We start from the raw sequence: 23,303 nt of genomic DNA, 5'->3' as shown, positions 1-23,303 counted from the left end.
CCACCTTCCCGGGCCTCCCGGCCGTCACCGGACCGGGCTGCCCGGGCCGGTCGTGCTTGCACTCGGCATGCGAGAGTGCTAAACAAGTGATTGGCACTCGCGGCATGTGAGTGCCAATGGTCGGGGCGGTAGGGCCACGGTCGTCGTACCGGAGACGGTGCGCGGCACATGGCCGGTCGTCGCGGGCTGTCCGGCCCGGCCGACGGACGTCGCTGTCGCCAGGTAGTGACGTCCGAAGGTGCGTAATCAGGCGGCCCATCCGGGGCACACACTCGGGTGGCCCGTGAGTGTCCAGGAGGACAACGCCGTATGGCCAAGATGATCGCGTTCGATGAAGAGGCGCGCCGTGGCCTCGAGCGGGGCATGAACACCCTCGCCGACGCCGTGAAGGTGACGCTCGGTCCCAAGGGCCGCAACGTCGTGCTCGAGAAGAAGTGGGGCGCCCCCACCATCACCAACGATGGTGTGAGCATCGCCAAGGAGATCGAGCTCGAGGACCCCTACGAGAAGATCGGCGCTGAGCTGGTCAAGGAGGTCGCGAAGAAGACCGACGACGTCGCCGGTGACGGTACGACGACGGCGACCGTCCTGGCCCAGGCGCTGGTCCGTGAGGGCCTGCGCAACGTCGCGGCCGGCGCGAACCCGATGGCCCTGAAGCGGGGCATCGAGGCCGCCGTCAGCTCGGTCTCCGAGGAGCTGCTCAAGCTCGCGAAGGACGTCGAGACCAAGGAGCAGATCGCCTCCACCGCCTCCATCTCCGCCGGTGACAACACCGTCGGCGAGATCATCGCCGAGGCGATGGACAAGGTCGGCAAGGAAGGCGTCATCACCGTCGAGGAGAGCAACACCTTCGGGCTGGAGCTGGAGCTCACCGAGGGTATGCGCTTCGACAAGGGCTACATCTCGGCGTACTTCATGACCGACCCGGAGCGTATGGAGGCCGTCTTCGACGACCCGTACATCCTGATCGTCAACAGCAAGATCTCCTCGGTCAAGGACCTGCTGCCGATCCTCGAGAAGGTCATGCAGTCCGGCAAGCCGCTGGTGATCCTCGCCGAGGACGTCGAGGGCGAGGCCCTGGCCACCCTGGTCGTCAACAAGGTCCGGGGCACCTTCAAGTCGGTCGCCGTCAAGGCGCCGGGCTTCGGTGACCGCCGCAAGGCCATGCTGGCCGACATCGCCATCCTGACCGGTGGCCAGGTCATCAGCGAGGAGGTCGGCCTCAAGCTGGACGCCGCCGGCCTCGACATGCTGGGCCGCGCCCGCAAGGTCGTGGTGACCAAGGACGAGACCACCATCGTCGACGGTGCCGGTGACGCCGAGCAGATCCAGGGCCGGGTCAACCAGATCCGCGCCGAGATCGACAAGAGCGACTCCGACTACGACCGCGAGAAGCTCCAGGAGCGCCTCGCCAAGCTGGCCGGCGGCGTCGCCGTCATCAAGGTCGGCGCGGCCACCGAGGTCGAGCTGAAGGAGCGCAAGCACCGCATCGAGGACGCCGTCCGTAACGCGAAGGCCGCCGTCGAGGAGGGCATCGTCCCGGGTGGTGGCGTCGCGCTGGTGCAGGCCGGCAAGACCGCCTTCGACAAGCTGGACCTGGCCGGCGACGAGGCGACCGGTGCGCAGATCGTCAAGCTCGCGCTGGACGCCCCGCTGCGGCAGATCGCCGTCAACGCGGGCCTGGAGGGTGGCGTCGTCGTGGAGCGCGTCCGCAACCTGGACGCCGGTCACGGCCTCAACGCCGCCAGCGGTGAGTACGTCGACCTGCTCAAGGCCGGCATCATCGACCCGGCCAAGGTGACCCGCTCGGCGCTGCAGAACGCGGCCTCCATCGCGGCCCTGTTCCTCACCACCGAGGCTGTGGTGGCGGACAAGCCGGAGAAGACCCCGGCTGCCCCGGCTGGCCCGGGCGGCGGGGACATGGACTTCTGAGTCCAGTCCAGTAACGCCACGAACGGGGCGGACCGCGCAGGCGGTCCGCCCCGTTCCGTTTGTTCCGGTCACCCCCGGAGGGCGGCCACCTCGCGGCGGGCCACCCGACGCCGGGCGGCCGGAGGCCCGGCGGCATGCCGCCGGGCCTCCGGAACTGCTGCATCCAGGGGTACGGGAGCCGTCGACCCCCGTCGGGTCACTGCGCTCCGGGCTATCCGTCCTGCTCGGGTACGCCCCGGGTGATGGCGATCTCCTCCCAGTCGATCAGCATCGCGGCCCGGAACCTGCCCGAGGCGGCGATCTGGCCGAAGACCCTCCCCAGTGCCGGGATGTTGTGCCGTTTCCCGGTCTCCACGGACATGACGTGCGGGCAGGCCTGCTCGAACGCCGACTCGACCGGCCAGTCGAAGCGCAGCGAGAGGCTGACGTCCTCCGGCTCGACGTAGGCCGAGTAGGTGTCCGGCGTCCGGTTGGGCTCGAAGAAGACCGACAGCGCCTCCTCCAGAGCGGGAACGACCACCCGGGTGTCCCGCTCACCGGTGACCAGGCCGAACCGGACGACGAGATCCATCAGTCTGCTCCTCCCGCCGGGCCTAGCAATTCTCCCACCAGTCCCATCCCGCGCAGTCGAGATCCCGGGTGAGGGGCTGGATGTTGGCTTCGACCTCACCCATCACCCCGATCTCCTTCAGCGTGGGGTTGGGGTGGTAGCCGAGGAACTTCTTCATCCCGTTCTGGACGGTCTCGCCCTCCACGTCGTCGTTGACCACGTTGATGATTACCCGGGTGGCGTGCTGGTTCTGGGCCTTGCTGAGGTCCGACTTGACCCGGTCGGCCTTGTTGGAGTGCAGGGTCTTGAACTCGGTACGGACGTCGTCCACGTAGGCGTCGAACACCTCCAGGTCCGGGTTCCCGACGGTGAGCAGTTTCTCGTCCCTCGACTCCACCGTGTGCCCGTTGAAGGCGAGTTCGAAGGCGATGAAGAACTCCTCGTCGTCGAAGGCGAACCCGGGGTTCGTCGGTGTCTCCTTGTACTCGGACCGGGACTCGTCGATCCGTTCCAGGGCCTTCTTGATGAGGTGGTCGACGAGCATGTCCTCGGTGAAGTCCTCGACGAGTTCCTTCGCCAGCCTGCGGACGGCGCCACCCTTTCCGCCCGCACGACCCCCGGACGCCCGCTCGGCCGAATCCATCATGTCCTTGACCCGGCCCTCGACCCGTTTACGGATGCCGAGGTAGCCGGTGTGCATGATCTGGTGGTACCGCTGCTGCCGGAGCCGGTGTGCCTTGGCGGCGTTCCGCTGGGCGGCCCGCTCCTCCGCGTCCGAGGAGTACGGATTGGCCCGCTTCCCGTTGAGGTTGCTGCGCCCGTCGAGATCGTCGAACGGTCGCAGCCCGTCCGGGTCGCTGAGGTTGACCGGCGAGTTCGACGAGTACGCGTACCCGTTCATCTGCTGCGGGTCGTTGTGGTCGATGATCGGATCGACCGAGATGAACCGCCCGAGGAACGGGTCGTACTCCCGGGCGCCGAGGTGGGTCAGCCCGCTGTTGTCCCGGGTACCGCCGACGAAGCCCTTGTCGAGCAGGGACGGCCAGGAGCCGGTCGTGGCGCCCCGGGCGTTGCCGTACGGGTCCTGCCGCCGGATCGCCGCCGTCTGGCTGCCGGTGGCGGCGATCGTGGTGTTCACGCTGCCCTGCCGGTCGCCGGCGATCCAGTTGAGCCCGGTGGCCCCGGCGGCCCGCATCGCCACCGTCCGACCCGCCCAGGTGTAGTAGCGGATGCAGGACAGCACCGTGGTACCCGCGGGGTTGACCCGGAGTTCCTGACCCGGCAGGTAGAGCGTCTTGCCCAGCGGATCCTTGCGGATCAGCCGCTGCCCGTTGGCGTCGTAGAGGTAGGTCGTCGTCCCGGTGCCGTCCTGTGACGACGCCAGGTGCCCTTCCGCGTCCCAGGTGAGGGTCTGCTGCCCGCCGGACGGGGCCGGTCGGGTGAGGGTGTTCCCCGCGCCGTCGTAGGTGTAGGTCCCGGTGACCACGTCGTTCCCGTCGGTCGTCCGGGTCACCGCGTGCGGCTGGGGTGCGGTGGGGGCGGGCAGACCGTAGTTGACCGTGGTCCCTGCCGCGTGGTCGACCTGCCGGGTACGGCTGCCCGCCCGGTTCATCTCCCATTCCCGCCAGTACGGTGCCGGACCTCCCAGGGTGCCTGCCGTGGGTGCCACCGCGCAGTTCCCGGAGGACGGCGTCCACGCCTGCTTCAGCCGCCGGAGATGGTCGTGCTCGAAGCACTGGGTCTCGGTGCCGGAGAGGGTGGAGTCCTCCCGGATCGAGGTGATCGATCCGGAATCGTCATAGAAGTAGTTCGTGTCGGTCACCGTCGACGGGGCGGTGTCCCGGGTGACCCAGGTACGACTGAGCCGGCGGGTTTCCTGCTCGTAGTAGTGGCCGATGGTCACGACCGGTCCGTTGTTGTTGCGCAGCGTGATGGTGCCCAGTTCACCGAGGTCGGTGAAGCCGGTCCCGGTCACGTAGCTGGTACCGCCTCCGGTGGTGTTCAGCCGCTCCGACTGGCCCCGGTTGTTGTAGATGGTCGTCAGGGTCTCGACGCCCAGGTACAGCCCGGTCGTCTTGCCGATGAAGGGTCGGCTGGAGGTGTTCGGCTCGCCGTTCGGCTTGTAGGTGTGGTCGTAGGTGTAGGTGCCGGCGAGTCCGGTCTCGCCCGCCGGAATGATGATCTTCTGTTGGGCGGGCGTACCGAACGGGGAGAGCGCGGTGACCGACGACACGTACGCGGCGCCGGCTTCACCACCCACGTACCGGGTGGCCGAGGTCTGCATGCCCTTGGCGTTCGTCAGCCCGTCGTACTCCCACTTCGCCAACCGGTTGGCCGGGGCGACGACCCCCTGGTACAGGCCGGTCTTGCGACCCATGGGGTCGTAGGTGTAGTGCAGGGTGACCGGCGGTGTCCGCGAGTCGACCGTCGAGGTGAGCCGGCCGGCGTCGTCGTAGGTGCTGGTGGTCACCCCCTTGTCCGGGTCGGTGGCCTTGGTCTGCCGGCCCAGGATGTCGTACTCGTACTCCCACCGGGTCTGCTCGGCGTTGGTGATCCGGACCAGGTGGCCCTTCGCGTCGTAGTCGTACGTGGTGCTGTCGTACGTCGACGCCGGGGTGGGGCCATGGTGCTGGCGCAGTTCCCGGGTGCGCCCCAGGGCGTCCTTGACCGTGCTGGTCGCGGTGCCCCCGGCGGCCGGGGTGACCGCGACCCGGTCCGCCGACGGGTAGGCGGTGAGGATCTCCCACTTCTTGACGACCCCGAAGAACCGGCTCTCCCGGATCGTCCGGCCGGCGCTGTCGTAGTCCGTCTTGTACCACTCGTCGATCGTGTCGAACCCGTTCGCCGGTGGGCGGGACAGGTGCGGCGACGGGGCGGGGGTGTCGGTCGTCTCCGGGATGTAGGGACCGTAGGTCCGCCACACCCGGCCCGCCGAGTCGTAGAACGTGTCCCGGACCACCGCCCCGGCCGACGAGTCGCCGGTCGGGACCTGCGTCTGCCGCAGCCGCAGCAGCGAGTCGTACAGCATGAAGCTGGCGACGTAGTTGCCGTTCGGGCCGAGTTCCCGGGTCTCCACCGCGGACGCCTCGGTGTCGGAGATGTGGTACAGGTACTCCAGGCTCGGGGCGCCGGGGAACGTGGCCCTGGACCGGCCCGGCTTCCACACCTGCTGGATCCGGCCCAGCGGATCGTGCACCACGTCGGTACGCCGGTTGTTGACGTCGATGCTGGTGGTCACCGAACCCCAGGCTGGCTCCACCACGGTCGACGCGGTCCAGTCCGGGCCGGTGGTGGTGGCGATCCCGGTCACCGGGCCGTCCGCTGCCGGCGTGTACGCCGTGCCGGTACGGTTGCCGTCCACGTCCCACGCGTCGGTCACCCGACCGTAGTCGTCGTAGGCGTTCCGGCTGGTCGTGACGGGGACGAAGGCGTTGCCGACCCAGTCCTTCAACGAGTCGACGCGGGTCGTCTCACCCCGGGACGGGGCGACCCCCCACGCCTGGTCGTCGAAGTAGGTCCGCACCTCGCCGGTGATCTCGTTCTTGGTGAACACCCGGCCCGGCTGCTTCGCCGCCGCACAGGTCAGCGCGTAGGTCCGGACCCGTGACTGGTAGGACAGCAGGTGCGCGCCGGTGTTGCGGGCGTAGTCGGTCAACGCGCAGACCTCGTCGCCGGTCACCGCCAGGTCCCCGTCGTCGAGGTGCTCGGTCACCATGCCGAGGGCGTCGAACGTGTCCGCGGTGTGGGTCACCCGGTCCGGCCGTCCGCCGTCCAGCTTCGACCAGTTCCACGTCTCGCTGACCCCGGTGAACCGTGCCTCGACGGTCTGCCCGCCGACCGAGCGGGTCGCCGTGGCGGTGGCGGAGCGCCAGGGCCGGCTGACGGTCCCGGAGATGGGGTTGCCGGTGGGGGAGTCGTACGACCGGCTCTCGAACGTCATCCCCGCGAACTCGTCGAGGTCGTCGAGGTTGGTCAGGAAGCCCTTCGAGTCGGAGAGCCGGGCCACCCTGCTGCCGCCGGAGGTACCGGCCCGGTCGCCGTGCATCCCCCGGAAGAACCGGGTCTCGCTGCGTACCTGCTCGGTGCCGGTGCCGACGAGGGTGCGCACCGTCTCGTAGCCGCGCCACTGGTTCCAGGTGCGGTACTTGTCCTTGGTCAGGCCGTCGTCGTCGGAGTACCGCCAGGCGGCCCCGCCGACGTACTCGTACCGGGTCGTCTTGGTCAGCGGACTACCGGCGGCGGGTCCGGTGGCGTCGGTCTCCCGCACCTCGGCGACGACGTACTTGTGGAACCAGTCGACGATCTCCTGGCTCTCCGGCGTCCACCTGTTCGGGTAGCAGCGCTTGGTGTTCGACTCCGGCGCCGGGGTGGCCCCGGCGACGCACTCGGTCGGCAGGTAGTCGATGTCGACGATGCCGCCGGTCTCGTTGGTGACCCGCTTCAACCGGGCCCACCGCATCGGCCGGAGCCCGTTCTGGAGCGCGGTGTCCACCCGGTTGTCCAACATCACGGGGGTGAACACGATGTCCGGCAGGGTCGCCGTGCCCCCCACCAGGCCGCTGTGCGACATCCGCTGCAACCACATCCCGGCCCGGGTGCCGTCCCCCGGATCGGGGTAGGAGTGCGTCAGCGTCCACCGCTCGACGTCCCGGTGCCCGGCCGTGCCGGCGTCCCAGACCCGGGTGGTGATGGTGGACAACCGCTTGCTGGACCAGAACGCGGGCGAGTGGTCGTCGCAGGGCGCGGCCGTGCAGCGCAGGTCCCACGGGGTGTCGGTCCAGCTCGGCTTGTTCGGCTCGCTGCCGGTCCAGCAGTTCGTCAGGCAGCGGTCACCGGTGCCGAACTCGACCCGCATGGGTACCGGCTTCGCGGTGAACACCGTGTCCGTCTTCACCGAGTTCACCAGATCGCGCTGGTGCGTCCCGTAGTCGATGCGGTCCAGGTACGCGTCGCGGACGTACTCCAGGAGAGCGGTCTCGGAGCCGTTGCTGCCGTACCTGTTGGTGTCCCGCTTCCACCACAGCGACATGGTGTTGCCGTGCGGATCGACGACGTAGTCGAGGTTCCAGCGGTACGCCTGCACGCAGTCGGAGCCGGTGAAGGTGCTCTGGTGGCACGGCTCGCCGGAGTTGTTGCCGAAGACCGGCACGGTCTGCACCGAGTTGGTCTCCGCCTTCCCCGACGTCCAGCCCTGGAGCCGGTTGAGGCCGAAGTAGTACTGCGTGCCGTCCGTGGCGGTGACCCGCCAGTACTCACCGTTGTTGTCGCCGTTGCTGGCCCCGGTCAGCCGTTCGATCCGCGACCCGTCTTCGGCCCGGCCGTGCCACCGGTCCTCGGTGGCGTTGTAGAGCAGCTCGGTGCCGCTGCCGTTCAGCGACATCGTGGCGTTGTCGGTCTTCCAGCACTGGTCGCCGGTCTTGGTGGTGTTGTTGGCGCCGGTGCCCATGTCGTCGCTGCACGACACGTACCGCCGTTCGATGTAGCCCGGGGACCAGTCGAACCCCTCACCGACCCAGGACGGCTGGTTGTTGGTGGCGGCGGTCCGACCGTCGACCGCCTGGGACGAGTAGCCGAGCGTCATCTTGGGCGCCGGGCCGTTGAGTGCCGGCGGTACCCGCAGGTCCATCGACCAGGAGAACCCACCGGACCCGGAGCCCGCCGACCAGGTCGCGGAGGGGGAGAGGCTGGTGGCGGCGTACTCGCCGGAACCGGAACCGGTGTCCGCGGTGAGTGCCACCAGGGCCGACGGGGCCACCGTCAGGTCGGCGGAGATCAGGTTCCCGGACCGGGTCGAGGGCAGCGGTACGGCGGTGCACTGCGGTGCGGTGGGCGTGGCCAGGGCACAGTCCGGCAGCGCGACCAGGCGGAGCCGGTCCGCCCAGTCCCCGCCGACGGCGTTGCGGAAGCCGGACACGTCCAGGGTGACGGCCACCGGGCCGGCAGTGGCCCGGCCGTCGGCCCGGTCGACCCGGACGACTAGGTCCCGGCCGGCAGCGCGGGCCCGGTCCGGCTCGATTGTCGACACCGCCACCCGCTCGGGCGAGGAGGCGGCGGTCCGGCCGACCCAGACCGGTTGGCTACCGACGCGGACCAGCGCACCGGCCCCCGGCCCCCGACCGCGCAGACCTGCCGGGGGTACCCCGGTGGCGTTGGTGGGGGGCAGGTCGACCGTGGTACCACCGGTCGGCCAGACGGGTCGGCCGGGTACCGCCACCGGCACCTCCGGCAGCGGATGGGCGGCGACGACCGCCTTTCCCAGCTTCACCCGGCGCGACTGCTGCGGCCGCTGGTCCGGCTGGGCCGCTGCCGGGGCCGGTGCGGCGACCAGGACCGGCACCAGCACGATGCCGGCGGACAGGGCGGCGAGGCAGGCTCTTCCCCGTAGCCTCATTTCATGACCTCGATCTCGTAGATCCGGGCGTAGCGGGTGTCGATCTGATCGGAGCGGAGTACGCGTACCCGGACGTATCTGGCGCGGGTGGGGTACGCCAGGGGATGCTCGGTGACGGCTGCGGTGCTGTTGCGGACCTGCCGGACCGGGTACCAGGTCGCGTTGTCCGTGGAGACCTCGATGTCGTAGTCGACGGTGTTGTACTCCGGGGTCTCGTTACCGGCCTGGGCGTGCCACAGCACGATGCCGGTGACCGGTACCTCGGTGGCCAGGGTCAGATGCAGGTCGTAGCCGTAGTACGAGCAGAACTTCGATCCGGCGACGATCCCGTCCACGAGCTTCTCCGGCCCCTCGTTCGTGGCGCAGGGGCTGCGGTTCGGTGTGGTGAGCGCGGCCTGGCTGACCGTGGCCTTCGTGGCCGTGTAGACCGCGACCTCGTAGAGGCGGGCCGTGGTGGCGCCGTTCTGGGTCGGCGTGATGACGACGACCTTGACGTACCGCGCGGAGACCGGGCTGGTGAAGGTGTGCCGGGACACCGCCGAGGTGTTGCCCCGGACCTGGAGTGCGGTGGTCCAGGCTGTGCCGTCCGTGGACGTCTGGATGTCGTAGTCCTTGGTGTTCCAGCAGGAGCACTCGCCACCGGCGTACGCGTGCCAGAGCACCACGCTCGTGATCGTCTGCTGCTCGGCGAGTTGGAGTTGCAACCACTTCGAGGCGGCGCTGGAGCACCACTTCGATCCGGCGGCGGCGATCCCGTCGACCGCCCGGTCCGCTCCCTCCGTCGTCTGGCAGGCCGCACTACCGGTGGCGGCACTGATGTCGGCCCGGCCGGCGGTCCTCGCGTGTGTACCGCCGTCGAGCACGTAGGCCCGGGCCACCGCATCCACCGAGAAGGCCCCCTGGTGTACCCGCACCGCGCTGACCCGCCCGGTCAGGAAGTTGACCGGTCCGGCGGGCGTACCGGCCGACGCCGACTGGGACCGTCCGATGGCGAGTGGTCCGCTGGACGCCCAACGTGCGGCCCGTGCCGTCTCGCCCACCTGCTGTCCGTCGACGAAGAGCCGAATTTTCTGGTTGCCGGCGTCGAAGACGCCGACCAGGTGCACCCAGACGTCGGTGGCCTCCTCGCCGGTCCCGGTCTGGCCCACCTGGGCAGCCGTGATCGGCGTGCGGGCGGTGGTCAGGGTCGGTGTGTCGCAGCTCGGATCGCTGCTGGAGACGGTGTCCCGGTCGGCCATGCCGAAGTACCAGTTGGCCTGCCCGGAGACGATCCTGGCGCCCAGCTGGAAACCGGACCGGCAGACCCCGTCCTGGCTGACCACGTCCCAGCTCTGGCCCTCGGTGCCGGTCGGCACCGTGTCGAGGTGCACCCAGGCCGCGACGCTCAGCGACTGGTCCGTCTGCACGATCTGCGGGAGTGCGCCCGGTTGGACGTCGAGGCGCCGTTGCTGGGCCGCGTCCAGTACGACCGATCCACCGTCACCGGGGTGGTGCCCGACCCCGGTCCACCAGGCCGCCTGGGCCGGGTCCTCCAGGTTGGAGGTGATGTCGGCCGGACCGTTGCTGTCGGCGGCGTTCAGGTAGTACTGCTCGTACGGCGAACTCCTGGTCGACACGACCGAGTTGTCCAGGTCCCAGGAGGCCACCTCGGCGGTGGCCATCGCGGCGATCTCCCGTGGGTCGAGCATCCTCCGCCAGAACCGCACGTCGTCGATCTCACCGGCGAAGGCGGCCTCGGCCGAACGTCCGATCCAGTGTTCGTCCTCGGCGTAGCTGTACGGGTCCAGGAACTTCTCCGGCCCGTTCTGGATGCCGTTGACGTACAGCCGGGCGCGCTTGCCGGAGGTGACCACGGCCAGGTGGGTCCAGACCCCGACCTCGGGGGCGGTATCGGACTCCATGTGCCAGTAGCCGTGGTCGGTCTGCATCTGCCAGCGGTCGAGGTCCTTGGCGTAGCGCAGGCTCCAGGTGTCGTAGTTGCCGTCGAGCAGCGCGCCGATCACCGGTCGGTCGGCGTTCTTGTCGGCCAGCCGTACCCAGGCCGAGAAGGAGAACGGCCGGGCCTCCAGGGTGTCGAACGCGGCCTGGGGGAGTACCACCGTCGCCTTGGAGTCGGTCCCGTTGAACGACCACGAGCTGCCGAAGTCGCCGAAGTGCTCGTAGGACTTGGTGAGGTTGACGGCCGTCGCCGGATACCGGCCGGCAGGCAGGGTCTCCGAGCGGTCGATCTCGTCGACGAGCTGGCCGGCACCGTCGTCGTCGTTCATCGTCCAGTGGGCGATCATGCCCGGGGCGGACCTGATCTGGGTGGTGTAGGTCTCCACGTTGTTGAACCAGCCGAGGTTGGGATCACCCATCTGCACCTCGATCTGGAGTTGACCGCCCTGGTTGAGCAGCTCGACCGGCACCGGACCGCCGTCGGTGTCCCCGTCGTCGAAGGGCACCGTCCAGGTGAACCACCGGGTGTTCGAGCCGGTGATCTGGGTCCACGGCGAGGTCACACCGCGGTAGATGGTGCGCCAGCGGTACCGGTCGACCGTGGCCACGCCGTTGGACTCCAGCTTGAATTCGCCGCTGATCCCCGGGCCGGCACCGGCACCGTCGCGGGGGAACACCCCGTCGACCGAGGTGATGACCGGGACCTTCTGGAGCGTGCCATTGTCGATCTTGAAGGTGCAGCTCGACCGTTTCCCGGTGGCGTTCGCGTCCTTCGCCTCCACCGCCCAGACGTAGCTGCGTCCCTCGACCAGGGAGACCGAGGTGGGGACGGTGACGGTGGCGATGGTGCCCGAACCGGCCGTGACGGAGGCGGTGGGCGACGCCGGCAGGGCGGTACCCTGCTCGGCCAGGAAGAACCGGGCGGTCAGCGAGTCGCCGTCGGGGTCGCTGACCCGGGCCTGGAGTCGTGGCTGACCGGAGGTGGTCGACACGGTCATCCCGGTGGCGCAGGGCTTGGAGCCGGCGTTGAGTTCGGTCGGCGCGGTGGGTGCCCGGTTGTAGGTCAGGGAGACGTACGGCGCGTTGGCCGCCTGCGCCGAGTGGAACCGCTTCCACCCGTAGTGGCTCTTCTCGTTGGTCGCCTTCAGACCGATCTGGGCGGTGGAGAGGCTGTTGCTGAACGAGTGCTGGATGGCGCTCCTGACGTCGACCGTCACCCAGCCGTCCCCGCAGTTCGAGTTGTACCCCTTGGTGAGCGACGACGAGCCCGCCTTGGCGTACCAGGTCGGCTGCTTGGTCCACCGGGTGGAGGTGTCGACCGGGCCGACCCGCCACGCCTCCCAGGACGCCGCCGTGCAGGACCAGGAGTGGTAGTTCCACAGGTACTGGATGGCGGAGAGCACCGTCGTGTTGGCGTACTGGCCCAGGTTCGCGTAACGCAGGTACGAGCGGGCGGTGTAGATGCCGGAGTCGTCGACGTACCCCAGCTTCAGGTCCACCGATCCGGACTGGTCGGACGAGTAGCTGTTCTGCACGAAGGTGTCGAACTGCGGCGACAGGGTGACCACGTTCGGGTCGATGGTGACCGGGAACCGGACCGCCGGGTCGTCGAGGACGCGGGCGTCCGGGGTGAGCACGAGGTCGCTGTCGAAGGCCGCGCGGGACCGGTCGGTACGGGAGTGCCGGACCTTGACCGCGCCCCGCCGGGTCGGCTCACCGGTCATCCGGGAGGTCCGGGCGTCCCACATTTCCGCGGCGGGTACCGAGGCGAGGGCCCGGCCCTTGCCGTCGACGAACTCCAGACGTCCGTCGTCACCGGTCCGGGTGGCGAGACCGGTGGCCCGCCACGGCAGCGTGACGGACCTGACCCGGGCGGCTGCGGCACGGTCGTGGACGACGAGGAACTGCTCGAATCCGGTCCGGGTGGCCTCGACCACCAGATCGAGCCCTGGCTCGACACCGGACCAGGTGGCCCGGGTGCCGTCGAGCGTCGGTCGGGGCAGCGTGCCACGCCAGCCCATCGCCAGTTCGTGCCCGTCGACGCGGATGCTGGCGAGGGTGTGTTCGCCGACCGGGCCCGCGCCGGCCAGCACGAGGCCGCGCGGGTGGGCCTTCGGCGCGACCGTGCCGTCCGGCCGCTCGACGAGGGTGAGGTCGACGTCCGTCCAGCGGCCGGTACGGTCCTTGAACCGGGCGATCCCGCTGTGGATCTGGGCGGTGAAGGTGCCGTCCGGGTTGGCCACGACCCGCTGGGACTCGGTGGTCAACGCCGGGACGTCGATGCTCCGGCCGCTCCGGCGGGCCTGCTCCGAGGCGGCGGCCTCCGGAGCGGGCGGCGGAGCGGCGGTCGCCGGTTTCTCCGGTGGTGCTACAAAGATCCCTGCCACCAACAGTGGCAGGGACAGCAGTCTGGCCACGGTTCGCCGGGCCCCCGAAACAACGGCTTGTGCAGCCATTACGCTCACTTCCTGGTTGAAGCATGCCAATCAGTCGATGGAGCGTAAAGGATCTTCCGCTGGGCCGGCAAGATCGCAAATCCGCGTTTTCCCTGCTCCTGCCCGGGCTGCCCGCCCAATCAGGGGCAGGTGGCAAACATCGGCGCTAAAGTAATTACAGTCCTAGATAGTCGAAATAACGTTCCTTGTAGGACATGCCACGATACGTTCGAATGTCGGCTTGATGGGCCCATGGGGTGTTTCAGCTGGGATCGTGAGCTGTTTCCGGGCAGGTTGAAGACCCGCGTGGCGGCCAGCATGCACCGTTCCGGCCGGTCACGGCGGCGGCCGAAAGTGTCGCTCCTTCGGTCAGGTCGAGAACTGCGGGCGAAGTTTGCGGTGACGCTTTCTGCGATACCTCCCGCAATTATCGCGCATATTCCAGATATGCCAGACGGGAGATTCAGAGTGCTTTTCGGTAGAGAAAGAAGACGCGTTCGATCCGGGCCCCGGCACTACCCGAGTAGAAGGGCACCGGGCCGACCCAGCCGATCTGTGCCCGGTCGTGCCCGCCGGCCCGCTGGTCGGCGAGGCAGCGCCGCAACAGGACGCCACCGATACCCGAACCCTCGGCGGAGGGGGCCGTACCCATCGGGCCGAACCAGCTCGGCCGGGACGAGCCGTACGCGGCGAACCCGATGATCTCCCCGTCCCGTAGGGCGAGATGGCAGCCGGCATCCGGCCGGCCCACCGAGTTGGCCAACTCGCCGTCCCAGCTCCCGCCGAAGGTCTCCCGGGCGAACCGGGTCAGCGCCGGCAGGTCCGTCGGCTCGGCCCGCCGGACGACCACACCCTGGCCGGCCAGCCGGCTCTCCGCCGCCGCCGTCGACCGCAGGGCCGGCGATCCGGGGTACGAGAGGTCGGCGGTCATGTTCCACGCCGTGTTGTGCTGGTGGTACCCGAGCGCCAGTGCGGCGCAGACCGCCGGGGTGTAGCGCACGTCGATGCCGGGCCAGGCGTAGTGGGGCGGGTTGCCGGCGAGTACCACCTCGGTCGCGCCGAGGCCGGCGAGCGCCTCCTCGACGCGTGCCAGCAGGCTGCGCCCGATCCCCTTCCGTCGACTGTCCGGTGCCACGGCGAGCAGGTCGACGTGCCCCCGACCCGGTTCCCGCTGGGACATCGAGCCGATCACCACCCCGACGGGCGTCCCGCCGTCCCCGCCGTGCCGGCCACCGGGCCCGCCCCGCCAGGCGACGAAGCCGACCACCGGCCGGTCGGCGGCGGCGCGTACCCGGAGCGTGGCCAGGATCGCCCCGGCCTCGGCGGCGTCGTCGGCCAGGTCGAGCGCCTCGGCGCAGAGGGCGGTCACCGCCGGCACCTGGTCGTCGGTCAGCTCGCTGAGGGTGATCTCCGGTTCCATGGTCGCCGACCATAGGCCATCGGCGGACCGGACGGGAAGCAATGTTTCCGTGTTAACAAGGGGCCCTTCCTATACCGGAAACGATAGGAAGGGCCCCTTGCCATCACTTCTGCACCGAGCGGGCCGCCCGGACGGCGGCGTACGCATCGACCAGGCCCGCACCCCGACTCTCCTCGGGCGCCCCGCACGCGTCGGCACCCGAGGGTGGCGCCACCGGGTGCGCGGTCTCCCGCAGGATGCGCCGGGTGGTCGGCAGGTCCCCGATCAGCTCCGGATTGGCCGACCACATCAGGGCGACCACCCCGGCCACGTGCGGCGTGGCCATCGAGGTGCCGCTCTGCACCGCGTACCCGCCACCGGGCATCGCGGAGAGGACGTCCGCCCCCGGCGCCACCAGGTCCGGTTTGGTCGCCCCGGCCGGGGTCGGTCCCCGGCTGGAGAAACCGGCCACCTGGCGGGCGGCGTCGACCGCGCCGACCGCGAGGACGTCGCCGTAGACCGCCGGCGGGGTGTCGACCGTCCCGCAGTCGGGTCCGGTGTTGCCGGCGGCGACCACCACGAAGATGCCGGCCGCGTCCAGTGCGGCGGTGGCCGGTCGCAGGACGTCCCTGTCGCAACCCTCGATCGGCGGACAACCCCACGAGTTCGTCAGGACGTGCGGGGCCCGCTGCGGGTTGCCGTCGGTGAACGGATCCCCGCCGGCCGGGAACGGGGCCAGCATGAACTGGAGGCAGTCCAGGTAGTGCGCCGGGTTGCCGAGGTTGCGGTCCAGGTTGACGCAGCCGGTCCACCGGGCACCCGGGGCCACCCCGACGTTGCCGCCACCGACCGCGCTGGCCAGGGTGTGGGTACCGTGCCCGTTCCGGTCGCCCGGCGCCCGGCTCGCCTCCCACGGGTCGTACCAGGAGTCGGCACCGCCGCGGAATCCGGCGGCCAGGGCCGGGTGGGTCGCGTCGACACCCGAGTCGGAGCCGCCAACGGTGATTCCGGCGCCGGTCACCCCGAGTTCCGACCACACCCGGGGCGCGCCGATCATCGTCAGGTTCCAGGGCGGGGTGGCCGGTGCGGGGGCGTCGCCCCGGCTGGTCGGCGCGGGAGCCGGCAGCGGACGTACCCGCTGACCGACCAGGACCCGGGCCACCTCCGGCCGGCGGGCCAGCCAGGCGCGCACCTCCGGCCCACCGGCGACCTCCACGGCGTTGACCAGGTAGTACGGCGTGTACGGCAGGTGCAGCCGGTCCAGATCGCGGCGCAGGTCGGCCTGGGTACGCCGGGCCGTCTCGACGAGCCGCCGGTACACCTCGGCGGCCCGGGTGTCCCGGTCGAGCTGCCCGGGACGGTGACCGGCGATGGCGGTCAGGTCGGCCTGTTCGGTGAGGACGACGAAGAGGCGTTCCCCGTGCAGGCCGGGCTGGCCGGGGCCGAGGTACCCGGCGCCGGCGACGAGCACGGCGCTGAGCGCCAGCACGGTGGCGGTACCCCGACGGGGGAGCCGGGCGGCGGTCCGGCCGGCGCCGATCCCGGTCCCGAGCCCGAGCAGCAGTGCGACGAGGAGCCCGCCGGCGGTGGCCACGAGCGTCCAGTACGGCACGTCCCGGCTGGTGACCAGCACCAGCGTGATCTCCTCCGGATCCACGAAGGCGAGCGGCCCGAGCACGGCCAGTCCGGTGACCCACCGGACGGCGGTACCCCCGGTCGGGCCGACCGAGGTGGCGGAGAGCTGCTGCAACGCGGCGATCGTGAAGGTGACGGGCGGTACGACGAGCAGGGCGGCGAGCTGGGTGCCGGTCTGCCCGCTGCCGGCGGCCAGGAGCAGCAGAGCCACCCCGGCGACCAGCCCACCGAGTATCACCAGCCGTGCCGCGCGGGGGCGGGACACCTCGGCCGGCAGGCCGTACGCGGCCCAGAACGACCCGTTGAGCAGCGCCGCCGCCAGGTTGCCGAGGGCCCCGGCGGCGAGGACGGCCAGCAGCGTCTCCAGTGCCCCACCGAGCGCACCGACCACCGCCCAGGGCAGCACCAGCAGTGCCCCGGCGGCGATGGCGAGCAGCCGTACCCGGCGTCGCCCGTCGACCGGCACGTCGGCCGGGGTGCCCCGGCGTCGGGTGGCCGGCAGGTGCAGTACCAGAGTGGCCAGGGCGGCGGTGGCGGTCAGCGCGGCAAGGTACAGCTCGTGCTGCCCGACCGGTACGGCCCGCAGCGCGTCGAGTACGGCCAGCAGCAGCGCCCCGGTGAACCACACCCGGCCTGCGGCGCGGATCGCGGCCGACCGGGGCAGTACCGCCAGCAGCCCGGCGGGCAACGCGACCAGGACGGTGTTGAGCGCGCCGGTCGGCGACCACTCCCACTGCCGTGGGTTCTGCCCGGCGATGAGCAGGCTCTGCTCGAACAGCCAGGTGTACCCCTGGGCGCCGACGGTCACCGCCACCGTCCAGCAGCCGAGCAGCGCGGTGGCCACCACCAGCAGGGGGTGGGCCCGTGCCGGTGCCGGCCCGCCCGTCGGGAGTGGCGGCGGTCCCGTAGGGAGTGGCGGCGGTACGTCGGCGGGACCGGGGTGCATGTAGTGCACAGTACGGCGCCCCGCCGGCACCGGCGGCGTCCCTGCTCGCGGCCGGCACGTCCCACCACGCGTCGATCATGGACTTGTGGTGGGAGATATGAGAGGTTATGTGGCTTATGTGGGGCACCGCAACTCCATGATCGCCGAGGAGGGGCGGGGGCGGTTACCGTGGACGGGTGCGTGATCCGAATGTGTCCCGAGCCGTCGCCGGTCAGCTCTCCCCGACCCGGCGCGCAGCCGACCTGCGCCGACTGCGGGCCGAGCACTTCGACGTACTGGTCATCGGCGGTGGCGTGACCGGGGCGGGAGCCGCCCTGGACGCCGCCTCCCGGGGGCTGAAGGTCGCCCTGGTCGAGGCGCGTGACTACGCGGCCGGGACCTCCAGCCGGTCCAGCAAACTGATCCACGGCGGGCTGCGCTACCTGGAGCAGTTGGAGTTCGGGCTGGTCCACGAGGCGCTCACCGAGCGCGGGCTGCTCGCCACCCGGCTCGCCCCGCACCTGGTCCGGCCGGTACCCATCCTCGTGCCGCTGCCGGCCGGCGAGGGGGTACGCGCGGTACCCGGCCGGTTCTGGCGGCGTTCGTACTACGGCGCCGGTGTCGCGATGTACGACGCCTTCGCCGGTCTCCTCGGCGGCGGCCGGGGGATGCCGCTGCACCGGCACCTGACCCGCGAGGGGACCCGGCGGATCTTCCCGAGCCTGCGCTCCGACGCGGTCTCCGGCGCGATCCGCTACCACGACGGGCAGGTCGACGACGCCCGCCTGGTGGTGACCCTGGCCCGGACGGCCGCCAGCCTCGGCGCGACCGTGGTGACCAGCGCCCGCGCGGTGGGGCTGCTCCGGCAGGCCCGCGAGGTGACCGGGGTCCGGGTGCGGGACCTGGAGGCGCCGGAGGGCTCCCCGGACGCCGAGTTCGAGGTACGCGCCCGTACGGTGATCGCCGCGACCGGCGTGTGGAGCGACGACATGTCGCGGATGCTCGACGACGTCGGGCTCCGCCCCGGCCTGCGGGTACGCGCCTCCAAGGGGGTGCACCTGGTGGTACCCCGCTCGGCGATCACCGGCGAGACCGGGCTGATCCTGCGGACCGCCACGTCGGTGCTCTTCGTCATCCCGTGGGGCGGGCACTGGATCATCGGCACCACGGACACCGACTGGCAGCTCGACCGGGCCCACCCGGCGGCGTCCGCCCGCGACATCGAGTACCTGCTCGCCCAGGTCAACGCGGTACTCGACCGGCCGCTGACCACCGCCGACATCGAGGGGGTGTACGCCGGGCTGCGGCCACTGCTCTCCGGCGAGGCGGACTCCACCTCGAAACTGTCCCGGGAGCACGCGGTGGTCGAGCCGATGCTCGGACTGCTGCTGGTGGCGGGCGGCAAGTACACGACGTACCGGGTGATGGCGGCGGACGTGGTGGACCGGGCGGTGCGCCGGCTCGGCGGGGGACGCCCGTCCCGCACCGCCGACCTGCCGCTGCTCGGCGCCGACGGGTACGCGGCGCTGTGGCGGGACCGGGCGGACCTGGCCCGCCGGCACGGGATGCCGGTCGGGGTGGTGGAGCACCTGCTGGAACGGTACGGCAACCTGACCCTGGAACTGCTCGCCCTGATCGCGGCGGACCCGTTGCAGGCCGCCCCGCTGGCCGGTGCGCCGGAGTACCTGGCCGCCGAGGTGACGTACGCGGCCCGGGCCGAGGGGGCCCTGCACCTGGACGACGTGCTCACCCGCCGGATGCGGATCTCGTTCGAGACCGCCCACCGGGGTACCGAGTCGGCCGGCCATGCGGCCGAACTGATGGGCGCGGTGCTCGGCTGGGACGCGGCGACCCGGGCCCGCGAGGTGGAGCACTACCGGGCGCGGGTGGAGGCGGAACGCCAGTCGCAGCAGATGCCGGACGACATCGCGGCGGACGCGGCCCGGCTCGGCGTACCGGACGTGCGGGGGCTCGCCGCCGACCGGGGTGTCGAGCCGGGCGGTACACCGCTGCCCTCCACCACCTGAGCGCCAGCTAGAGCACCTTGCCGGGGTTGAGCAGGCCGGTCGGGTCGAGGGCCGCCTTGATCGCCTGGTGCACCCGGACCCCGACCGGGCCGATCTCCCGGGCCAGCCAGTCCCGCTTGAGCAGTCCGACCCCGTGCTCGCCGGTGCAGGTACCACCGAGCGACAGACCCAGTTCCATGATCTCGTCGAAGGCCCGGCGGCCCCGGTCCAGGTTGGCCGGGTCGGCGCGGTCGACCACGATGTTCGGGTGCATGTTGCCGTCCCCGGCGTGCCCGACCACCCCGATCGGGACGCCGCAGCGTTCGGCGATCCGGGTCACCCCGTCCAGCAGGGCGGCCAGCGCACCGCGCGGTACCGCGACGTCGTCGATGACCAGGCCGCCGTTGCCCCCGGGGTAGGTCTGCGCGGCGAGGCGTTCCATCGCCGGGTGGGCCAGCCGGCGGGCCTGTAGCAGGGCGGCGGCCTCGACCGCGTCGGTCGCCGCGTAGACCTCGTCGGCGCCGGACGCCGCGCAGGCCGCCGCGATCAGGGCGAGGTCGTCGGCCGCCCGGCTGCCGGTGTCCGCCGCCGCCAGCAGCAGGGCCGCCGCGTCGGTCCGCAACCCCATCGGCTGGTACGCCTCGATCGCCCGCAGGTGGGTCCGGTCGAGCAGTTCGAGCAGGCTCGGGGTGAGACCCCGGGCGGCGATCTCGGCCACCGCCGAGCCGGCCGTGGCGGTGGACGGGAAGACCGCGACCAGGCTCAGGGACTCCTCCGGTGCGGGCCGCAGCGCCACGGTGACCTCGGTGATCACCCCGAGGGTGCCCTCCGAACCGACGAAGAGCCGGGTCAGGTCGTACCCGGCCACCCCCTTGGCGGTCCGCCGACCGGTCCGCAGCACCTCACCGGAGGCGAGCACCACCTCCAGGCCGAGGACGTACTCGGTGGTCACGCCGTACTTGACGCAGCACATCCCACCCGCGTTGGTGGCCACGTTGCCGCCGATGGTCGACGACTCCCAGGAGCCCGGATCGGGCGGGTACCGCAGGCCCTGTTTCGCCACCTCGGCGGCGAGCGCGGCGTTGACCACCCCGGGCTGCACCACGGCGATCCGGCTCACCGGGTCGATCTCCAGGATCCGGTCCATCGCGGTCATGGCGAGCACCACCGCGCCGTCGACCGCGTTGGCCGCCCCGGCCAGGCCGGTCCGCGCGCCCTGCGGCACCACCGGTACGCCGTACCGGGCCGCCCTGCGGACCACCGCGACCACTTCTTCGGTGCTCCGTGGCCGGACCACCACCAGCGGGGTACCGGCGGCACAGAGATCCGCCTCGTCCCGCCGGTACCCCCGGAGCAGGTCCGGGTCGGTGATCACAGCGGCGTCGCCGAGCGCGGCACGCAGGTCGGCGAGGATCGGGGCGGCGGCCATGAGCTGAGGCTAGACCCGGCCCGGTCGGGGCGACCAGTCCGGCCGACGCGGCCCGCCAGGTGGGCCGGGTCGTCCCGCCCACCCGGGCCGATTCGTCCCGGTACCCAGGATTCACCCCGGGTACGGCGGGTAGTCCGGCCCATGTCCGCAGGCCGTGACACGTCAGCCGATCCACCGGCGCGCCCCGGCGAGCGGTACGCCGACGCGCGGGACCGGCAGCGGCTGGCGGCGGTGATGGCCCAGTTGCGGCACCGCGGTCACGCCACCCTGCGGGACCGGATCCACCAGGTCCGCATGTCGTTGGTGCTGGCGTCGCAGGCGGGACTCGCCGCCGCGCTGTCCTGGGTGGCGGCCCACGAGCTGCTGAACAACCCGCAGCCGGTCTTCGCGCCGATCTCGGCGGTCGGCACGCTGGCCGCCTCGGTCGGGCAGCGGTTGCGGCGGACCATCGAGCTGATCATCGGCGTGGCCCTCGGGGTACTGATCGGGGACATCCTGATCTACATCTTCGGGACCGGCCCGTGGCAGCTCGGCACGGTCGTCCTGCTCGCCATCGTGGTCGCCGTCTTCCTCGGCGGCAGTGTGGCCGTGGTGATCCAGTCGGCGGCCACCGCCGTGCTGATCGTCACGCTGAGCCCGTCGGTGAAGGACCTGGAGATCCCCCGGTTCATCGAGTCCTTCGTCGGGGGCGGGGTGGCCCTGCTGGTCACCGCTCTGCTGCTGCCGCTGAACCCGCTCCGGGTGATCAACCGGGCGGCCCGTCCGGCGCTGGACCTGCTCGCCGACCAGCTCACCGAGGCGGCGGAGGCACTTGCCACCCGCGATCCGGCCCGCTGCCAGCGGGCCCTGGACCGGTTACGGCGCAACCAGCCGGAGCTGGATGCGTTCACCGAGGCGATCGAGGGGGCCAAGGAGACCGCCACCCTCTCCCCGGCCCGCTGGCACCGGCGCGAGGCGTTGACCCACTACGCGGAGGCGGCCGAACCGGTGGACCGGGCGATGCGCAACAGCGGCACGCTGATCCGCCGGGCGGTGACCCTGATCGAGGACGAGGAGCCGATCCCGGAGGCGATGCCCGAGGCGGTCCGGAGCCTGGCCGAGTCGGTCCGGATCCTGCGGCACGAGTTCGCGGTCGGCAAGGATCCCGACGACGCCCGGGAACGGCTCATGCAGGCCGTGTGCCAGGCCGGCCGGGCCTACCGGGAGGGGGTCGGCTTCTCCGGCAGCGTGGTGATCGCGCAGGTCCGGACCGCCGCCAGTGACCTGATCAAGGCGAGCGGTCTGGACCAGGACGAGGCCAACCGGCTGGTCCGGGAGGCGTTCGGCGACCCGCCGCGCCCGTCCGGCCAGCCGGAGAGCAACCCCGACGATCAGGGGGCCGGCTGACGGCGGGCCGGTCCCGAGGGACGGACGATCGCGGCGAGCGCGTCGAGCAGCCGGTCCACCTGGTCGGCGGTGCTGCCGAGACCGAAGCTGACCCGGAGGGCCGTCGGCGGCAGGTCCCGTCGACCGGTACGCGCCGCCGCCTCGGCGAGCAGCCGCCGGGCCAGCGGGTGGGCGCAGAACAGTCCGTCGCGTACCCCGATCCGGTGTTCCCGGGCCAGGGTCGCCGCGATCTCGGCGGAGTCCCGTCCGGCCACCACGAACGACACGATGCCGACCCGCTCGGCGTCGGCGCCGAAGGTACGCAGGTCCACCACCTCCGGCAGCGCGGCCAGACCGGTCCGCAGCCGGGTCAGCAGGGCCTGCTCCCGGGCGTGCAGGGCGGCCCGGTCCGCCTCCGCCAGGGCGGTACAGACCGCCGCCAGCGCGACCGTGCCGAGCAGGTTCGGGGTACCCGCCTCGTGCCGGCCCGGGCCGGTCGCCCACCGTACGTCGTGGGTGGCGTCACCGACGTGGCCGGTGGCGCCCCCACCGGCCAGGTACGGCGGTGCCGCGTCCAGCCAGTCGGCGCGACCGATCAGCACCCCCGCGCCGAACGGGGCGTACAGCTTGTGCCCCGAGACGGCCAGGTAGTCCACGTCGAGCGCGGCCAGGTCGACCGGCACGTGCGGGGCGAGCTGGGCGGCGTCCACCACGATCCGGGCGCCGTGCCGGTGTGCCTGCCGGGCCAGGGCGGCGACCGGCCAGCACTCGCCGGTGACGTTGCTGGCGCCGGTGACCGCGACCAGGACCGGCCGGTCGGTGGCCCGGCCCGCCGGACCGCGCCGCAGCTCCCGCAGGGCCGCGTCCAGGGTGCGTACCGCGGCGGCGGGGGAGTCGGGTACCGGCAGCCGGACCGTACCGGTCGGCCAGGGCAGCAGGTTCGCGTGGTGCTCCCCGGCGAAGGTGACCACGGTGGTACCGGCGGGCAGCGCCCGGGCCAGCAGGTTGAGCGCGTCGGTGGTGTTCCGGGTGACGATCACGTGGTCGTCGGTACGGGCGCCGAAGAAGTCGCCGATGGTCTGCCGGGCCCGTTCGTAGGCGAGGGTGCAGTGTGCCGAGAGCGCCCCGGCGCCCCGGTGCACGCTGGCGTACCAGGGCAGCAGTCCGGTCACCGCGTCGGCGGCGGCACGCAGACAGGGTGCGCTGGCCGCGTAGTCGAGGTTGATCTCCCCGGGTACCCCGAGCACGTCGAGCGGCCCGGTCACGTCGTGGGTCGCGGCGGCGGGGCGGGCGGCACC

Annotated in this window: 10 protein-coding genes; 3 read left to right on the top strand and 7 right to left on the bottom strand. The window is 71.6% G+C overall.

What is annotated here, in order from left to right:
- Nucleotides 1–309 precede the first annotated feature (309 nt).
- Complete coding sequence (gene groL / locus GSF22_RS11870) at nucleotides 310–1,932, top strand: chaperonin GroEL (protein WP_208813587.1); 1,623 nt, start codon at nucleotides 310–312, stop codon at nucleotides 1,930–1,932.
- Between the two features lie 211 nt (nucleotides 1,933–2,143).
- Here the strand turns inward: groL and GSF22_RS11865 are convergent, their stop codons facing one another.
- The 5 genes from GSF22_RS11865 to GSF22_RS11845 all read right to left on the bottom strand — a co-directional run bounded on the left by GSF22_RS11865 (nucleotide 2,144) and on the right by GSF22_RS11845 (nucleotide 17,226).
- Nucleotides 2,144–2,503, bottom strand: coding sequence for a hypothetical protein (locus GSF22_RS11865; protein ID WP_208813586.1), 360 nt, complete (start codon nucleotides 2,501–2,503; stop codon nucleotides 2,144–2,146).
- Nucleotides 2,504–2,525: 22 nt separating this feature from the next.
- Nucleotides 2,526–8,873 carry an RHS repeat-associated core domain-containing protein gene (locus GSF22_RS11860; protein WP_208813585.1) on the bottom strand — a complete coding sequence of 2,116 codons (6,348 nt, stop codon included), beginning with the start codon at nucleotides 8,871–8,873 and terminating at the stop codon, nucleotides 2,526–2,528.
- Nucleotides 8,870–13,228 carry a LamG-like jellyroll fold domain-containing protein gene (locus tag GSF22_RS11855; RefSeq protein WP_208813584.1) on the bottom strand — a complete coding sequence of 1,453 codons (4,359 nt, stop codon included), beginning with the start codon at nucleotides 13,226–13,228 and terminating at the stop codon, nucleotides 8,870–8,872. Before GSF22_RS11855 ends, GSF22_RS11860 begins: the two co-directional genes overlap by 4 nt.
- 481 nt (nucleotides 13,229–13,709) lie before the next feature.
- Nucleotides 13,710–14,666: a GNAT family N-acetyltransferase gene (locus GSF22_RS11850; protein ID WP_208813583.1), complete on the bottom strand. Its 957-nt coding sequence runs from the start codon at nucleotides 14,664–14,666 to the stop codon at nucleotides 13,710–13,712.
- Between the two features lie 103 nt (nucleotides 14,667–14,769).
- The gene (locus GSF22_RS11845) at nucleotides 14,770–17,226 is read right to left on the bottom strand and encodes a S8 family serine peptidase (protein ID WP_208813582.1); all 2,457 of its coding nucleotides are present in this window, start codon (nucleotides 17,224–17,226) and stop codon (nucleotides 14,770–14,772) included.
- Nucleotides 17,227–17,402: 176 nt separating this feature from the next.
- On the opposite strand from GSF22_RS11845, the gene GSF22_RS11840 reads away from it, so the two are divergent.
- Nucleotides 17,403–19,232 carry a glycerol-3-phosphate dehydrogenase/oxidase gene (locus GSF22_RS11840; RefSeq protein WP_439957764.1) on the top strand — a complete coding sequence of 610 codons (1,830 nt, stop codon included), beginning with the start codon at nucleotides 17,403–17,405 and terminating at the stop codon, nucleotides 19,230–19,232.
- Nucleotides 19,233–19,239: 7 nt separating this feature from the next.
- Here the strand turns inward: GSF22_RS11840 and GSF22_RS11835 are convergent, their stop codons facing one another.
- Nucleotides 19,240–20,640, bottom strand: a complete 1,401-nt coding sequence (locus GSF22_RS11835; protein ID WP_208813581.1) for an FAD-binding oxidoreductase — start codon at nucleotides 20,638–20,640, stop codon at nucleotides 19,240–19,242.
- Between the two features lie 234 nt (nucleotides 20,641–20,874).
- Here GSF22_RS11835 and GSF22_RS11830 point away from each other — a divergent pair, with 234 nt between their 5' ends.
- Nucleotides 20,875–22,026, top strand: coding sequence for an FUSC family protein (locus GSF22_RS11830; RefSeq protein ID WP_244367176.1), 1,152 nt, complete (start codon nucleotides 20,875–20,877; stop codon nucleotides 22,024–22,026).
- Here the strand turns inward: GSF22_RS11830 and GSF22_RS11825 are convergent.
- Nucleotides 22,011–23,270: an aminotransferase class V-fold PLP-dependent enzyme gene (locus GSF22_RS11825; protein WP_208813588.1), complete on the bottom strand. Its 1,260-nt coding sequence runs from the start codon at nucleotides 23,268–23,270 to the stop codon at nucleotides 22,011–22,013. The two genes, GSF22_RS11830 and GSF22_RS11825, sit on opposite strands and share 16 nt — an antisense overlap.
- Nucleotides 23,271–23,303 lie beyond the last annotated feature (33 nt).

Source organism: Micromonospora echinofusca (genome assembly GCF_017614955.1).
GTDB classification, from domain to species: Bacteria; Actinomycetota; Actinomycetes; order Mycobacteriales; family Micromonosporaceae; genus Micromonospora; species Micromonospora echinofusca_A.
This window is presented reverse-complemented; position numbering and strand designations above follow the sequence as displayed.

Excerpts from the sequence above, each read along its gene's own strand:
- groL (WP_208813587.1), top strand. The coding sequence starts at position 310 with ATGGCCAAGATGATCGCGTTCGATGAAGAGGCGCGCCGTGGCCTCGAG.
- GSF22_RS11865 (WP_208813586.1), bottom strand. The coding sequence starts at position 2,503 with ATGGATCTCGTCGTCCGGTTCGGCCTGGTCACCGGTGAGCGGGACACC.
- GSF22_RS11860 (WP_208813585.1), bottom strand. The coding sequence starts at position 8,873 with ATGAGGCTACGGGGAAGAGCCTGCCTCGCCGCCCTGTCCGCCGGCATC.
- GSF22_RS11850 (WP_208813583.1), bottom strand. The coding sequence starts at position 14,666 with ATGGAACCGGAGATCACCCTCAGCGAGCTGACCGACGACCAGGTGCCG.
- GSF22_RS11845 (WP_208813582.1), bottom strand. The coding sequence starts at position 17,226 with ATGCACCCCGGTCCCGCCGACGTACCGCCGCCACTCCCTACGGGACCG.
- GSF22_RS11835 (WP_208813581.1), bottom strand. The coding sequence starts at position 20,640 with ATGGCCGCCGCCCCGATCCTCGCCGACCTGCGTGCCGCGCTCGGCGAC.
- GSF22_RS11830 (WP_244367176.1), top strand. The coding sequence starts at position 20,875 with ATGGCCCAGTTGCGGCACCGCGGTCACGCCACCCTGCGGGACCGGATC.